The 16,424-nt window shown below is 38.5% G+C and carries 16 protein-coding genes; 3 read left to right on the top strand and 13 right to left on the bottom strand.

Annotated elements, in window-relative coordinates; all coding sequences use genetic code 11:
• The 4 genes from fapR to sdaAB form a co-directional block, all read right to left on the bottom strand.
• Nucleotides 1–573, bottom strand: coding sequence for a transcription factor FapR (gene fapR / locus KI343_RS02540; RefSeq protein ID WP_212924872.1), 573 nt, complete (start codon nt 571–573; stop codon nt 1–3).
• A gap of 289 nt (nt 574–862) precedes the next feature.
• Nucleotides 863–2,899, bottom strand: a complete 2,037-nt coding sequence (gene recG, locus KI343_RS02535) for an ATP-dependent DNA helicase RecG (RefSeq protein WP_212924871.1) — start codon at nt 2,897–2,899, stop codon at nt 863–865.
• A 96-nt stretch (nt 2,900–2,995) separates the two neighbouring features.
• On the bottom strand, nt 2,996–3,871 hold the full coding sequence (sdaAA, locus tag KI343_RS02530) for an L-serine ammonia-lyase, iron-sulfur-dependent, subunit alpha (RefSeq protein WP_212924870.1): 876 nt from the start codon (nt 3,869–3,871) through the stop codon (nt 2,996–2,998).
• Between the two features lie 20 nt (nt 3,872–3,891).
• On the bottom strand, nt 3,892–4,554 hold the full coding sequence (sdaAB, locus tag KI343_RS02525; protein WP_212924869.1) for an L-serine ammonia-lyase, iron-sulfur-dependent subunit beta: 663 nt from the start codon (nt 4,552–4,554) through the stop codon (nt 3,892–3,894).
• Nucleotides 4,555–4,701: 147 nt separating this feature from the next.
• Here sdaAB and KI343_RS02520 point away from each other — a divergent pair, with 147 nt between their 5' ends.
• Nucleotides 4,702–4,914, top strand: coding sequence for a hypothetical protein (locus tag KI343_RS02520; protein WP_212924868.1), 213 nt, complete (start codon nt 4,702–4,704; stop codon nt 4,912–4,914).
• A 99-nt stretch (nt 4,915–5,013) separates the two neighbouring features.
• Nucleotides 5,014–6,270 carry an NCS2 family permease gene (locus KI343_RS02515; protein WP_212924867.1) on the top strand — a complete coding sequence of 419 codons (1,257 nt, stop codon included), beginning with the start codon at nt 5,014–5,016 and terminating at the stop codon, nt 6,268–6,270.
• A 140-nt stretch (nt 6,271–6,410) separates the two neighbouring features.
• Here KI343_RS02515 and KI343_RS02510 read toward each other — a convergent pair whose 3' ends face one another.
• Together KI343_RS02510 and KI343_RS02505 are read right to left on the bottom strand one after the other, a co-directional pair.
• Complete coding sequence (locus KI343_RS02510; RefSeq protein WP_212924866.1) at nt 6,411–8,069, bottom strand: DAK2 domain-containing protein; 1,659 nt, start codon at nt 8,067–8,069, stop codon at nt 6,411–6,413.
• Between the two features lie 19 nt (nt 8,070–8,088).
• On the bottom strand, nt 8,089–8,451 hold the full coding sequence (locus KI343_RS02505; protein WP_212924865.1) for an Asp23/Gls24 family envelope stress response protein: 363 nt from the start codon (nt 8,449–8,451) through the stop codon (nt 8,089–8,091).
• Nucleotides 8,452–9,112: 661 nt separating this feature from the next.
• On the opposite strand from KI343_RS02505, the gene rpmB reads away from it, so the two are divergent.
• Nucleotides 9,113–9,301 (top strand): 50S ribosomal protein L28, encoded by a 189-nt coding sequence (gene rpmB, locus KI343_RS02500; RefSeq protein ID WP_212924864.1) that lies wholly within the window; start codon nt 9,113–9,115, stop codon nt 9,299–9,301.
• A gap of 180 nt (nt 9,302–9,481) precedes the next feature.
• On the opposite strand, the gene spoVM is transcribed toward rpmB, so the two are convergent.
• The 7 genes from spoVM to rsmB all read right to left on the bottom strand — a co-directional run bounded on the left by spoVM (nt 9,482) and on the right by rsmB (nt 16,417).
• Nucleotides 9,482–9,565 carry a stage V sporulation protein SpoVM gene (gene spoVM / locus KI343_RS02495; RefSeq protein ID WP_212925033.1) on the bottom strand — a complete coding sequence of 28 codons (84 nt, stop codon included), beginning with the start codon at nt 9,563–9,565 and terminating at the stop codon, nt 9,482–9,484.
• Between the two features lie 43 nt (nt 9,566–9,608).
• A complete protein-coding gene (locus KI343_RS02490; protein ID WP_212924863.1) occupies nt 9,609–10,256 on the bottom strand; it encodes a thiamine diphosphokinase in 648 nt (215 codons plus the stop codon).
• Complete coding sequence (gene rpe, locus KI343_RS02485) at nt 10,253–10,909, bottom strand: ribulose-phosphate 3-epimerase (protein WP_212924862.1); 657 nt, start codon at nt 10,907–10,909, stop codon at nt 10,253–10,255. The genes KI343_RS02490 and rpe overlap by 4 nt, the downstream gene beginning before the upstream one ends.
• Nucleotides 10,910–10,911: 2 nt before the next feature.
• Complete coding sequence (rsgA, locus tag KI343_RS02480; protein ID WP_212924861.1) at nt 10,912–11,793, bottom strand: ribosome small subunit-dependent GTPase A; 882 nt, start codon at nt 11,791–11,793, stop codon at nt 10,912–10,914.
• Nucleotides 11,794–13,941 (bottom strand): Stk1 family PASTA domain-containing Ser/Thr kinase, encoded by a 2,148-nt coding sequence (pknB, locus tag KI343_RS02475; protein WP_212924860.1) that lies wholly within the window; start codon nt 13,939–13,941, stop codon nt 11,794–11,796.
• Nucleotides 13,938–14,699: a Stp1/IreP family PP2C-type Ser/Thr phosphatase gene (locus KI343_RS02470; protein ID WP_212924859.1), complete on the bottom strand. Its 762-nt coding sequence runs from the start codon at nt 14,697–14,699 to the stop codon at nt 13,938–13,940. Before KI343_RS02470 ends, pknB begins: the two co-directional genes overlap by 4 nt.
• Nucleotides 14,700–15,070: 371 nt before the next feature.
• The gene (gene rsmB, locus KI343_RS02465; protein WP_212924858.1) at nt 15,071–16,417 is read right to left on the bottom strand and encodes a 16S rRNA (cytosine(967)-C(5))-methyltransferase RsmB; all 1,347 of its coding nucleotides are present in this window, start codon (nt 16,415–16,417) and stop codon (nt 15,071–15,073) included.
• Nucleotides 16,418–16,424 lie beyond the last annotated feature (7 nt).

Here is a 16,424-nt window from a genome sequence, read left to right as displayed (position 1 = left end):
CTATTCTCCTTTGCTTTCACTAGAATGAAACATAAAAAATTCTCCTGTCAGCACAGGCTCGTTGTTGACAAAGCTATTCACATCCACAATCGTATGTCCACGATTATCGTTCCCCTTTACGACTGCTTTGGCAATAACTCTTTCTCCCTCTCTAACCTGTCTCTTAAAGCGCAAATTGGACTTTGCTGTTAAAGCAAGTTCATCATTAATCACTGCGACAGCCAATGAATTAGCTTGGGCAAACAGATGATGTCCTCTAGCAATCTTATTTCTAGAAAAAACAAGCTCCGGCGTTATATCGAGCATGGAGATTGCTCGATGATCTAATTCCAAATCAATGATATCCCCAATAACTTCTTCAACTGGCAAAGCTTTAACAGTCTCATCCCATTGCTTCGTAGCAACATGTTTAATCCGTTCTCGAAGTTCAGGAATAGACAGCTCCATCCGGTCCAATCGAATTGTTTGAATACTCACTTGAAAATCTTTCGCAAGCTGCTCATCGGTTACAAATGGAGAGTTTTCAATTTTTTCTCTTAATAACGATTGTCGTTCTGCTTTTGAGCGTCTCATTCTACCATCAAACTTTCATTTCATATTTGTTTTTTAAGAGGATGTTCAAAAAGTCCGGTAAAAATGACACTTCGGTAAAAGGAACTTCTACTAAAACCGCCCACGTCATGTGGGCAACATAGAAGCCACCACATCCTGTGGAAGTCCGGTACTCAAAGCTACGCCGCCTCGAACTTCTTGGTCCTTTTTATCCTCCTTTTTGAATATACATTTTAAGAGATGCCATTACTTTTATGACTTGGTACTAATAGTAATATATAATAGTGCTCTTATTTATGCAAGTAATCTATTAGTCCAATTTTTCTAAAAGAGCGCCTTCCTCCGATAACATTTCTTTCAAGTGTTTATAACCTTCTGTTTGCAATAAATTATTTTCTACAATTTTTTGGGCATCTTGGCGTGCTGTCTCCAACGCCCTGTAATCATGCACCATATCTGCAACTTTAAACTCTGGCATACCGCTTTGCTTTCTTCCAAAGAAATCACCTGGTCCACGTAATTGCAAATCTTGTTCCGATAACTCAAAGCCATCGTTGGTTTCGGCCATAATACGCATACGTTCTTTACCGACTTCCCCTTTAGGTTCTGCAATAAGTATACAATAGCTTTGTTTTTCTCCTCTTCCAACTCTTCCGCGCAGCTGGTGGAGCTGGGATAAACCAAACCGCTCTGCATCATAAATTACCATCACCGTAGCATTAGGAACGTTCACCCCTACTTCAACTACTGTTGTTGATACTAAGATTTTAACTTTATTATCTGCAAAGTCACGCATAACCTCGTCCTTCTCTGCTGCAGATAAGCGTCCATGCATTAAACCAACCTCGATTTGATTATCGTAATAAGTTAATAACTGGTGATGCAAATCAACTGCGTTTTGGATATCTAATTTATCCGATTCCTCAATAAGCGGGCTAATGATATATGCTTGCTCACCTTGTTTTACCCGTTCGTGAATAAAATCAAGAATTCGTTCAAACATATTTTCTTTCACCCATAATGTTTCAATTGTTTTTCTCCCAGACGGCAGCTGATCAATAACGGAAACGTCCATATCACCAAAAGTAGTGATGGCGAGTGTTCGCGGAATTGGTGTTGCCGTCATAAATAATACATCAGGGTCCAGTCCTTTGTCCCGTAAAGTTCTACGCTGAGCGACTCCAAATCGGTGCTGCTCATCCACAATTGCTAAACCTAAATCTTTAAAAAGAACATCCTCCTGAATAAGGGCATGGGTACCTATAACAATATCAATTTCTTGATTTTCAATTCGGTTTGTCAGCTCTTTACGCTTTTTTCCTTTTACAGATCCAGTTAACAATGCAATATTAGCTCTGCCCTCTAGCATAGATTGAAAAGATTGATAATGTTGCTCTGCTAATATTTCAGTAGGAACCATTAATGCTCCTTGTTTATTTGCCGTAACAGCAGCATATAAACAGATTGCTGCCACAGCGGTTTTTCCAGAGCCCACATCGCCCTGAAGCAATCGATTCATACGGTAGGCGCTTTTCATGTCTTTTAAAATCTCATTCAACGTTTTTTGTTGCGCATCCGTCAAAGTAAAAGGCAAGGATGCTATAAAGCGATGTACTTCTTCTTTTCGATAAGCCTGTGCATTTCCCTTCGTTGATTCACGATGAATTTTTCTTAGCAGCTGCATTTTCAACTGGAAAAGTAGAAATTCTTCATAAATAAATCTTCGTCGCGCATGCTTTAAAGCAACCCGATTTTTCGGGAAGTGCATTGTCTTTATGGCTTCTTTTCGCGTTGGTAACTTATACGATTCTAAATAAGAAACAGGGAGAAACTCTTTTATGTCATCTTCATGTGATTCAAGTACTTGTTTTAAGAGTTTCTGAAATTTATAAGAAGTCATCTCTCCTTTTAAAGAATAGATAGGCGTAATTGAATTATCCTCTTCCGTTTCACCTAGTTTATACTTACTTACTGTAATTTGTAGCCGGTGAGCATCCCATTTCCCAGTCAATGTAATGTCTTGCCCCTGATGAATTTGCTTCTTTGCAAACGCTCGATTAAACATAATTGCTTTTACTGCAACACCTTCCACTTCTACTGTGAAGTTCAATCTTGATTTTTGCTTTCCAAAAAAATGAAGAGAAGGATCGTAAATGACCTTCCCTTTAATCGTAACCTTTTCATCATGAATAAGTTCTTGTAAAGGTTTCTCTTCATAAATATCATATCGATACGGGAAATATTCTAAAATATCATTCGTTTGGTAAATGTTCATGGAAGCAAGTTGTTCTGCTACCTTTTCACCAACACCTTTAACTTCTAATATCGACTGGTTCATTTCCAACATCCTTTTTCTGCCAAGAGCTGTTTCTTGTTCGAGCTTGGGTTAATAAAACTTTTTTACTATCTATTTTCTATTTTATCCATTTTTTCAACACGCCACTTATACAGAAGCTCCAAATATTTTTTCTTTTAATAAGCGTCCTGTTGGTGTATCAGCTAAGCCGCCTTCTCCTGTTTCACGTAAGCTAGAAGGCATTTGTTTACCGATGCGATACATTGCGCCGATAACTTCATCACAAGGAATACGGCTCTCCACACCCGCTAATGCTAAATCAGCTGAGACTATAGCGAGAGACGACCCTGCTGCATTTCTTTTAACACATGGCACTTCTACTAATCCAGCAACGGGATCACATACTAAGCCAAGCATGTTTTTTAATGTGATGGCAAAAGCGTGGGAAGATTGTTTAGGTGTTCCTCCTGCCATTTCCACTATAGCTGCGGATGCCATCGCTCCTGCTGATCCAACTTCCGCCTGACATCCACCTGCTGCACCAGATATAAAAGCATTATTTGCTACCACAAAACCAAAGGCTCCGGAAGTAAATAAATAGCGGATCATTTCTTCTCTTGTCGGGTTTAATTGTTCTTTAACCGCAAACAAGGTACCTGGTACACAACCCGCACTTCCGGCAGTTGGTGTCGCACAAATAATCCCCATCGCTGCATTCACTTCATTTGTCCCCATTGCTTTACTTACCGCATCCATCATTAAATTACCTGACAAAGGGGACTTCTCTTTCATATATTTCTGCACTTTAACAGCGTCTCCACCCGTGAGTCCAGTTACTGATTGAACTCCTTTCAGCGCATCGTCAATGGCATTTTCCATAACAACAAGATTTTTCTCCATTTCTGAAAAAACTTCTTCTCTTGTTTTCTCTTTGACTTCCATTTCTTGACGTATCATTACCTCTGAAATGGGAATGTTCTCATTTTCTGCTTTCTCTATTAATTCCGCAACCGTTCTAAACATCATTTTACCTCCTTCTTTTCTTAACTTACAATCTTCGCTATCGAGATAATATGATCTGCAGCTTGAAGTTCTTGTAAAATAGAATCCTCTACATTTTGGTCTACTTCGATAACCATCAATGCTTCTTTGCCGACATCTTTTCGATTTACCTCCATATGCCCGATATTAACCTCATATTTTGCTAAGATTTTAGTTACCGATGCAATAGCACCAAAACGATCATTATGCATAATCAAAATCGCTGGATGATTTCCGGATAAACGCAATTCAAAGCCATTCAATTCGGTGATTTCCACTTTACCGCCACCAATAGATATCCCCATCAGCTCCTGTTGTTCTTTATCGTCTCCAATAATTAGCCGTACGGTATTCGGATGATTTGCTGAGGCACTGTCTTCTATAAATTCAACTTGCAAGCCCTTTTCTTTTGCAAGTTCTAATGATTTACTAATCTGCGGATCATCTGTTTCCATGCCTAACAGACCGCCAACCAGCGCAAAGTCTGTTCCGTGTCCACGATATGTTTTTGCAAAAGATTCATAAAGATGTATTTTTGCCCAGGTTGGCTGTTTACCAAATAAATTCCGAGCCGCTTTTCCAATTCTTGCCGCTCCAGCTGTATGCGAACTCGAAGGTCCTACCATGACCGGGCCGATAATATCAAATACGGAATTATATTTCATAGAATAACACCGTCCTAAAATTATTTAATTCAACTTATATCATTATAACAAAAATCCCGGTTCGATTCACAATTAATCTTAGGAAACTTAGCCTCTGACAAGTCTCAGTTGAAAAATACGAAGGCATACAGGACCTATGTCAGCTGGATGCCTAAGGCACGACGTCATGACGTTAACCGATCCTCCATCGTACCCGAATATGCAATTGTTATCGATGGAAAGACTGCTCACTCCGTCGATTACCGCAGCAGCTGCTCCATCAATTTTTCAGACGCAAATCTTGATGAAGAGCCTAGAAATACAATCAAAAGATTATCTTTGTATAAAACGATTTCCACGACGAATAATAAGATGGGATAATTGATTTTTCTGTATTTCTATCTTATAATATGCAATTGTGAATAAAGGTTCAGGACCTTTATTGGGCGGGAGAGGGGTAACAACATACTGAGGTTATTTATGAAACACGAAAATGAATTCAGAAAGGACATTGTTGCTGGTATTATAGGTTACCTTACAACCGTGTATATCGTTGTTGTAAATGGCACTATCCTAAGTGAAGCGGGAATTTCATTAGAATCTGGAATGATAGCGACCATTTTAGCAAGCTTTGTCGGAACCATGCTCATGGGTTTTTTCGGAAAAATGCCTTTGATTTTGATTCCCGGCATGGGAATCAATGCGCTATTTGCCTTTTCCATAGTCGGAAACAACGGTTTCACTTTCCATGAGGGATTAGCAGTTGTCTGTTTAGCAGGATTATTATTTATGATTACTGCTTTCACTAAACTCAGCGCTATCTTAAAAGAAGCTATCCCGGATTCACTCAAACATGGGATAACAACCGGTTTGGGCTTTTTCCTGATTCTGATTGGTGTCGAGAATAGCGGGATTATTACAAGTGGAGAGCAAACAGTCATTACGATTGGCGATTTCACCTCTGCATCTGTCATCGCAGGGTTAATCACCTTATTTATTGCTATTTACTTATTTGTAAAAGGCGTACCAGCTAACTTTTTAATTACCATGATTATTGGTACAGTCATTGCTATGGTATTAAATGTTCCAACTAATGGAGCTTCTTCCGTAAATTTCCGTCTCGATGAATTGATATTTATTCCTTCATTTACAGCAATCGGCGATATTGCTTTTTGGGTATCCGTATTTACTCTGACGTTGATTTTGATTTTTGAAAACATGGGTACTATATCAAGCCAGCTAGATATGCTGAAGCAGCCTGAAGCTTACCAAAAATCTTATCGAATTACTGCAACGTCAGCGCTTCTTTCTGGTCTGTTTGGAACATCTCCTACGATTTCAAGCGCCGAAAACGCAGCCGTGATTGCATCAGGTGGACGGACGGGCAAAGCAGCAATAACTGCTGGAATATTATTTTTAGCCACTACGGTATTTATTCCGTGGATTTCTATTATTCCAGCAACAGCAATTAGTCCAATTCTTATCATTGTTGGATTCTTAATGGTTCAAAACTTGAAGCATTTACCCTGGGATCAGTTTGCAGAATGCATTCCAGCATTGTTAATTATTGTGATGATTCCATTCACTTACAGCATCGGGGATGGAATGGCATTTGGCTTTATTGCCTATCCTATCGTGCAATTGGCTCTCGGACAACGAAAAAAAATATCCAAGCCAATGCTGCTTATCTCTATCCTGTTTTTTATTGATTTCGGATTAAAAATTATCGGTATATAAGATAAACAAAGCCCGACTTGATTATGACATCAAGTCGGGCTTTGTTTTGGTGTAGAAAATGCCATCTTCTGCTCAAGCACATGCAAATCCCTCTTCACGCGCTTAAATGGGATTCTCTGCACGTTTCGCTCTTCGTACCCTTATTCCACTGAAAAAATATAAGAATAAATTGGTTGTTCACCATGATGAAGTTCTACTTCGATATCCTCATACTTCTCTTCTACATAGGATTCCAATGCTTTAACCTCTTCTTCTGATATATCTTCTCCCGAAAGAATCGTTAAAATCTCACTGTCATCTGCTATCATCTTGTCGATGAGGCTTTGAGCGGCCTGTTGTTTATCTTTATGTGTTGTAACAATCTTTCCTTCATCTATTCCCATAAAGTGACCTTTTTCAATATCAATCCCATCAATTTGTGTATCTCTCACAGCATATGTTATTTGCCCACTGCGGACTTGCTTTCCAGCCTCTTCCATTGAAGATTTATTATCATCTAAAGATGCTTCTGGATGAAAAGCTAACATGGCACTAATCCCTTGTGGAATTGTTTTAGTAGGGACAACTCTAACATGGTCACCAGCGATTTCTGCTGCTTGCTCTGCTGCCATTTGGATATTTTTATTATTGGGAAGAATGATGATTTTTTCTGCATTTGCTTTTTCAACCGCATCAGTAATATCCTGTGTACTAGGGTTCATGGTTTGTCCACCTTCAATGACCACTGCAACACCTAAATTTTCAAATAGTTCCTTCAGTCCATTACCCATCGCTACTGTAACAATGCCGTACGCAGATTTTTCTTTTGGTTCCGCTTTTTTATCACCGACAATCGCAGTATGCTGCTCCCGCATATTTTCTATTTTTAAGTTAATCAAGCTGCCATACTGCTGTGCTAAGTTTAAGCATGTTCCTGGAGATTCCGCATGTACATGCACTTTTACAATTTCTTCATCCGAAACAACCAGAAGAGAGTCTCCCCATTCACTTAATTCATTACGAAAAACTGTTTCATCGAAAGGGTGTTCTTTTAATTTTTCTTCTTCCAATTTAACCATAAACTCTGTGCAGTATCCATATACAATGTCTTCCGTGTTCATAAAGTCCTGTGTTACTTTATGGTGTTCTGCATTAACCATTTCTTCCATTCGAATGTCCGATTCCGACTCCGCAGGGAGTTCTTCCCCTTTTAAAGCAGCCAAGAATCCTTCATAAATAGTTACTAAGCCTTGTCCACCCGAATCAACGACACCGACTTCTTTTAACACTGGCAATAAATCTGGAGTACGTTTTAAAGATGCTTTTGCTTCTTTTAGCACTTCTGTCATGAAGGCAACAATATCGAGACCATTATCTGAAATCTCCATTGCTTTTGCACCTGCATCTTTTGCAACAGTAAGGATTGTACCTTCTACAGGCTTCATAACTGCTTTATAAGCTGTATTTACAGCGCCTTCAAATGCTTCTGCAAGGTCTTTTACATAAAGTACATCTTTCCCTTCACAAGCTTTATCAAAGCCACGGAAAATTTGCGATAAAATAACACCCGAATTCCCCCTGGCTCCCATTAATAATCCTTTTGCAAATGCACTTGTCATTTCATGTACTTTGTCTGTTGTTTGTTTCTTCACTTCATTTGCTCCAGAAGTGATTGTTAAATTCATATTTGTACCTGTATCACCATCAGGTACAGGAAAAACATTTAATGCATCAATATTTTTTGCGTTATTTGAGAGATGGTTAGCTCCAGCCAGTACCATCTGTGATAATAACGCCGCATCAATTTTCTCAACTACCACAACTTTTCCTCCTTCTGACTTATTCCTTCTCTACCCGTACGCCTTGGATAAATATATTAACCGAATCAATTGCTAAACCTAAAGATTGACTAAGTGTATATTTTACTTGTGACTGTACATTATGCGCTACTTCCGAAATTTTCGTGCCGTAACTAACTATAATGTATAAGTCAATATGTAGCTTCCCGTCTTCTTGACGAACGACGATGCCCCTAGAATAATTTTCCTTGCGCAGGATCTCTGCTATATTATCTTTAATTTGGCTTTTTGATGCCATACCTACAATTCCATAGCATTCAACAGCTGTTCCTCCAGCTATTGTTGCAATAACATCTGTTGTTATCGTTACGAGTCCATCATTCGTATGTAACTCTATTGACATAACTACAGCTCCTTTTATTACAAAATATGATTCATAGAACAATGCACAGGCTCACTGTTCTTAACCTGTTCACAATCATGACACTACCTTCTTCAATCATACATGGTTAAGATTATACTATACGCTTTACTTTTTTAAAAGTAAGCTTTGCAGAACCACAGAAATTTGCATTTCCACAGCTTCTCTAAGCTTCATTTTTACGTAGAAGAAAAACTCCACTATTACAATGGATTATTTTCATTCATCTGTCAAGCAATTTTTCTTTATTCCACCTCTGACACAGTGGCACTTTATGGAAAAGAAAAAAAGATACAAAGAAAATGATCACTCATCCTGGGTCAAATCAATAGCAGCAGCTGTTAATAACGTAAAAATGGTAAAACAATTCAGGCTCTTCACACACAATTCATTAGCAAGTTTTTTCTAATATTGATACGAGGTTGAGACTGGAATGCGATGATTTGTCCTGTCGAGAGGCTTTGTAGTGGTCGCTAAAAGCATAACTACATACACTCTTTAACTATTGATTGGAGAAGCGCCTTGATTCTTCCATTTAATATCCTAAAATAACGTTTATGAAAAGATTCAATTGCAATATCAGGCAACTTATGATAAATTAAGTTAGTGGTATACTGATTTTGGAAGGTAAGGAGGGAATGACATGGCTAGAAAATGTGTTGTAACTGGACGCCAAACACGTAATGGAAACCAACGTTCTCACGCTATGAATTCCAACAAGCGTAATTGGAAAGCAAATGTACAAAAAGTACGTATTATGGTAGATGGAAAACCGAAGAAAGTATATGTATCTGCTCGTGCATTAAAATCAGGCAAAGTAGAACGTGTATAATATACGAAAAATATGTGCATATGCCTTAAAAACACCATGATTAGCATGGTGTTTTTTTGTATGTAATAAAGAAACATCTTCAAATAACAAATATAAAGCTAGGCCGCCACTGAAAAACGTTATCTCTAATTCAATCCTAAAAACGAGCCTTTGCCATCTATGACAAAAGCTCGTTTATCATCACTTATCTTTTTTAAATACACTGATGACTATCTTCACAAATCCACCTACAAACTTAGGAAGCTTAATTGTATAAAATTTCATTTATAAAGGCCCTCCCTGTTTTAACCATCCTGTTTGCATCCACTTAAACTGTATCAAAACTCTTTACTAGTATTAGTATGCCTTTACAGAAAGAAAAAGTACCTTTTTTTTGACTCAGCTCATTCGATATGCATAAAGATGATCCCCAATGTATCGTTTGATTTTCCAAAGGGTACAAAAAGCCCGATAATGTTAAGCCTGTTACCTCGGGAGTAAATGCTAAAAAGGAGATATAGGAGTAGCCAGCAGATTCAACAGAATAGGTGCCCGGCTCAAACATTTCCATTCGATTACCTTTATCTATGATAAAAGCACGCTTTCCTTTTCGTAGTAATGGATATAGTAATTGTATATTCATTAATTCATGATCTAACCTGTCACCAGTAACACCAAATAAGAAAAAATGACTTGCTTCATTTTCTAACCCCATATCAATAGCTATCTCTAAATCCGTTTGATTCTTCATCGAAGGATGTTTGTCAAACAGCTTTGCATGTTTTTCAATGATAGAAAGCTCCCTTTTTGAAACCGAATCGAAATCTCCCAGTGCTACATCTATTGTGATTCCTTGTTCCGCTAAAAAGAGTGCACCTCTATCAGCACCAATCCAAAAATCAATTTTCTCTTGATAATCTAAAAGATTGGGTAATTGTTCTTTGGGTCCATTCCCCACTATTCCAACACGTTTCATTTTTTATCTGCGCTCTCGCGAATCAAGTCAATAGCTTCTTTTCGATTACTATGATTAAAAACAGCACTTCCAGCTACTAATACATCAGCACCATTTTCCGTACAAATACGAGCAGTTTCCTGGTTAACTCCTCCATCAATTTCTATCTCAAAATCTAGGTTCATTTCTTCTCGCCATGCCGCAATTTGGGAAACTTTTGGAATAACCTCTTTGATGAAGGACTGTCCTCCAAAACCTGGATTTACTGTCATTAATAAAACAAGATCTACTTCCGTTAAAATCGGCTTAATTGCTTCTGCTGGTGTTCCTGGATTAATGACTACTCCCGGCTTGACTCCATGAGAGCGAATTAATTGGAGTGTACGGTGTAAATGAACACATGCTTCTTGATGTACTGTGATAATAGAAGCACTTTTAGCAAATTGAGGTATATATGCATCTGGATTTTCTATCATTAAATGAACATCCAGCGGCAGGTTTGTAATTGGTTTAATTGCATCTGCCACTAAGGGACCGATTGAAATGTTAGGAACAAAGTGTCCATCCATGACGTCAACATGAATGTAGTCTGCTCCAGCTTGTTCTACTTCTTTAATTTCCTCTCCTAGTTTCGCAAAGTCTGCGGAAAGAATGGAAGGTGCTATCTTTGTCATAATTAATACCTCGGCTTTCTTGATTTAATTTCTTCTAAAAATCGCAAATAATGATTATATCGAAATGCTGCTATCGAACCATTGGCAACAGCTTCCTTCACGGCACATTTGGGTTCTTTATCATGTAAGCAACCTCTAAACTTACAATCTTGCATTTGCGTTCTTATCTCTGGGAAGCAGACTCCTAAATCCTCTGCTTCTAAATCAGAGAATTCTAAGACACTAAACCCTGGCGTATCGGCTACTAATCCCTCTCCAATAGCTAATAACTCAACATGTCTTGTTGTATGCTTGCCCCGTCCAAGACTCTTAGAGATCTCTGCTGTCTCTAAATACAGATCAGGGTCTAATAAATTCAATAAAGATGATTTTCCAACCCCAGACTGCCCAGCAAAAACGGATACTTTATCTTTAAAATAAGGCATGATTTCAGTAATCCATTCTGGTTCTTTGGAGGATAATAGCTTTACTTCATACCCTAGATTTTTATAAATAGCTTGATATTCTTTTAATCTGTCCACTTCCTGGGAAGGAACTAAATCCATTTTTGTTATGAATATCAAAGGCTGGATATGTTTCGACTCCACTAGGACAAGAAAGCGATCAAGCAATAAAGGACTGAAGTCTGGAGATACCGCCGCGTTGACGATACATACCTGGTCAATATTGGCAATAGGAGGCCGAACAAGCTCATTCGACCTCTCCTTTACCTTCATAATGTACCCTTCATCTTCATTCCGGATATCGAATTCCACAAAATCACCAACTAATGGAGTGATTTTCTTATTTCGAAACACACCTCGGCCTTTACAGGCATAAATCCCTTCCTTTGACTGTACATAGTAGAAGCCGCTTAATGCTTTAATAATTCTGCCTACTGCCATCTACTCTTCCTCTCCCTCATAGGATACCGTCCTTTCTGTGATTACCTCATCATCCCTGGTAATCCGATACTCAGCATCTGTCCCAGGTGCAATGGTTAATGTAAATGTTACTTCCGTATCTTCTTTTATAGTCATGTCACGGTACACATCTGAAATATCATTATTAGCATCACCAATATAGATTCGGACTACTTGTTCTTCCGGCTCTGATGTTTCTGTCTCTTCTTCCTGTTCTTCCTCTGTGTTCTCTCCCTCAGCATTTCCGTTATCTGTATTCTCCTCACCTGTATCAGGTTCACCATTTTGATCTTCTTCATTATTCTCATTACCTGCAGATTCCTCTTGATTTGCGTCTTCATCCCCAGGATTTTCCTCATCGAGCGTGTAAGGAACCATGTAAGATACAGAATGAGAACGTGGCGGCTCTTCCTCTGGCCCAATGGAGAAATAAACATCCACTGTTGATCCTTTTTCTAAATCCGTTCCAGACTCAGGAGATTGCCTAATAACAAGTCCTTCACCTACATTATCAGAATGCTCTTCATGTTTATTCATCACTAATTCGTTGCGATCAAAATAGGCTTGTACTTCCTCCTCCGTCATTCCTGTAAGATTATTTAAACTCACCATTTCTGGACCAGTACTGACTTCAAAAATCACTTTCGTTTCACCCGGCACAACAGATGTCCCTGGGTCTGGCTGAACCTGAGAGATAATCTCTCCTACCGGCTGTTCTGAATTTTTGTCAATAGGAATAATATCTGTAAAACCTGCCTGATCCAATTGTTCTTTTACCTCTTCAAAGTTTTCTCCAACATAATCATCGAATTCAACTTGCTCTGGTCCTTGACTGACAAATAGGGTTACCGTTGCTCCTTCTTTAACCGTTCTTCCTGCCACAGGATCTGTCTTTTCAATATAACCTGTTTCGATTTCGTCAGAGTTGACCTCTTCTACTTCAACAAGAAGATTTTGACTCTCTAACACATCCCTTGCTTCATCTACTGGTTCATTAACAAAATCATCTATTGTAACATCTTGAGGCTGCATGGCATACACAGCGACAGCCGCACCGATACCAATTAGCAATAATAAAAGTATCGAGATCCATAGAATTTTTTTCTTTTTTCTAGCAGGTTTCTTTTTCTTTTCTTTTTTCTTTCCTTTGTTTCCATTAGGGTAATTTTTCGTTGGCTCCTGATCTGCCTGATGAACAATCGTTTGACCTGCTTCTTCCTGAGATAAATCTTCATCGGTGATAATTGGAATTGCCTTTGTCTCGTCCCCATCTTCATCCGGTATCGCAAAGGGTTCTTCGTTGATTTTTTCAGGCGAAAGTGCTGTTTCCAGAGCAGTTTCAAACTGATAGACATCCTCATAACGATAAAATGAATTTTTTGCCGTCGCTTGTAAAACAATATTCTCCACACTCTGAGGAATATCTGGGTTAATCTCTTTAACGGATGGCGTATCGTTTTGCAAATGCTTTAAAGCAATTGATACAGGGGACTGTCCTGAAAATGGAAGTTTTCCTGTTAACAATTCAAACAAAACGATTCCTAACGAATAAATATCCGATTTTTTCGTTGCCAGACCACCACGCGCCTGTTCAGGCGATAAATAATGAACGGAACCTAATATGGAATTTGTTTGCGTTAATGCGGTAGCACTAAGCGCCATAGCAATCCCAAAGTCTGTAACTTTCACTTCTCCAAAGTGATTAATTAATATATTCTGAGGCTTAATATCACGATGGATGATACCATTTTCATGTGCATGGGCAATTGCAGAGGCAATTTGTTTCATAATATCCAAGGCTAGAGGGACATCAACTGGTCCTGATTGCTGGATATATTCTTTTAAAGTCATTCCCTCTACGTACTCCATAACCATATAAAGCGTTTGATCGTCTTCTCCTACATCGTAGATATTTACAACGTTTGGGTGAGACAAGGATGTAGCTGATTGCGCCTCTCGATCAAAACGGGCAATAAACTCTTGATCATGTACATAATCTGTCCGTAATGCCTTTACAGCAACATCGCGCTTAAGAATGGTATCCCTGGCAAGAAAAACATTTGCCATGCCTCCTCCGCCGATTTTCCTCTCAATCTTATAGCGATCATTTAATAAGTGTCCATTATTCATGCAGGTTCACCTGCCTCCGAGTCTGAACCGTCATGTGTTATCAATATAAGCGATATATTATCTTCTCCTCCACGTTCATTCGCTATATCAATAAGCTCTTGCCCAATCTCTTCCATCTCTTTGTCTGTCCTAATTAATTGGCCTAACTCTGTTTGACTCAATTTGTCTGATAAACCATCCGAACATAATAATAATCGATCATCGATTTCCCAAGTAAGTGACTTTATATCCGTGTCCACTTCAGCTTCTGTTCCGAGCGCTCGAATGATGTAATTTTTATAAGGATGAAATTCTGCATCCCCTTCTGTAATTTCTCCTCTTTTAACAAGCTCATTAACAAAAGAATGATCTTCTGTCAACTGCTCAAAGCTATCCCCTCTCGCTCTATACAAACGGCTATCTCCAATATGGGCAATGGTTAGCAAATCCCCTGCCATAACTGCAGCAACAAGGGTTGTTCCCATCCCCTCAAGCTGTTTATTTTCCTGGGACTTCTGAAAGATTTGAGCATTCGTTTCCTTAATTATGTTTTGAAGCCATTGTTCAATATGTTCTCGGCTTTCAACTTCCTCTGTTTCTTCCCATCTTTTCTTTAAATTTTCAACAGCTAGCAAACTTGCTACATCTCCAGCTTGATGACCACCCATCCCATCTGCAATAATTGCAATTGGCTGGTTACTTTTATTTTTAAAAATGCCGCCTGCATCTTCATTATGATTACGAACTTGTCCGCAATGCGTTAAGAAAAGCCCCTTCAAAAGCTACTCCCCCTTTAAAGTTCCAATTTCATTACCACGTAACTTTTATCATTTATCCTAAGTATGACACAATTTTCATCTAATAAAACGGTCTATTTATCAGATGGAGAAGCATTTTTTATTTGCTTTCCCCAATATGTGATTAAGCGAATGGATATGTTCTTATAATTGGCGGTTATTCACCAAAATCTACGGTTGAAAAATAGCTATACGGGAGCGCTAATTTGATTATTATTTTCACGATTTAAATTCAACAATAGATTTTGATGTTGACCACTTGCTCAGTTAAAAATTCTCCTGCACCGTCCTGTTAATCCGGGCTGATCTCCCTGCCGAGAAACATCGAGGCTGGAACAGGAATTAAGCCATTATTATCCATTACGCTTGATTCTTGTCAGGAAAAATCCATCTGTTTGAAAATCTTGAGGAAATAGCTGTAAACCTTCCGATGACCAGCCTGGTGCATGTTGAATTAATTCTGATAAGTCATCTCTAAAAGAGAGATCTATGCTAAACCCAGGATTATTTTCTAAAAATCGTTGAACTACTTGATTATTTTCTTCTTTATCTACGGTACAAGTACTATAAACAAGTAATCCATCTGGTTTAAGAAGCGGTGCTGCCGATTGGATAATGTCAAACTGTATGGATGCCAGGCGTTCAATATCTGAAGCTTGTTTTTCATATTTAATCTCAGGCTTCCCATTGATAACGCCCAGGCCTGAACAAGGAGCATCAATAACAATTCGATCAAAACTTGCTTCCTCAAACTTTTCATGCAGGTTTCGTGCGTCTCCTTGGAAAGCAGATATAGCATGTAGATTCAGTGTGGCCGCTTTCTCTTCTATTAATTTCACTTTTTTCTTATGCAAATCAAACGCATGAATCTCTCCCTGATCTGCCATTTTTTCAGCCACATGCGTCACTTTTCCGCCTGGAGCACTGCAAGTATCTAGCACCTTCATACCAGGCTCTAATTGTAATGACTCGGCAACCAGCATCGAGCTTTGGTCTTGTACTGTAGCGAAACCTTCTTTTAAAAGATCTGTTTTAAAAATATTTCCTTTTTGGATAACGATACCCTGTGGTGAAAATGCTGATTCAGCTACTGTGAAATCTTGCTCCTCTAATTGCGTCATAATAGATTTGCGGTTTGTTTTTAGCGGCTGAATTCGAATAGACATTGGAAAATGTTTTAAATTTTCCTGGCACATTGCTTCTGTTTGTTCCACGCCATACATGTCTATCCACCTTTCAACCAACCATTTAGGATGACTTGTCTCTATAGATATCCGTTCTACAGGATCCTTAATGAAAGATAAGTCTGGAACACCATCTCGTTGAATACTACGTAAAATCCCGTTTACAAAACCGGCAATGCCTTTATGTCCCCGTATTTTTGCAATTTCAACCGATTCATGAACTACTGCATGATCAGGAACTTTTTCTAGATAAACCATTTGGTAAACTGACATTCTTAAAAGCTGTTTAACCCATAAATCTACGTTTTTCTTGTTCTTCATAAAGTGAGCAATATAGTAATCAATGGTCAGTTGATTTTGTACAGTGCCATAAACCACTTCCGTCAGCAGCCTTTTATCCTTTTCATTCAAATCACTTTGCTGTAATTCATGATTTAAAAGAAGATTACTAAATCCTTTATCTTTTTCAATACGAATAAGTACGTCTAGCATCGTTTGTCTCAATTGATATTTCATAATTATA

This window comes from Oceanobacillus sp. J11TS1, assembly GCF_018333215.1.
Classification (GTDB): Bacteria; Bacillota; Bacilli; order Bacillales; family Amphibacillaceae; genus Oceanobacillus.
Note: the sequence above shows the minus strand (reverse complement) of the source record. Positions and strands in the feature narration are given on the sequence as shown.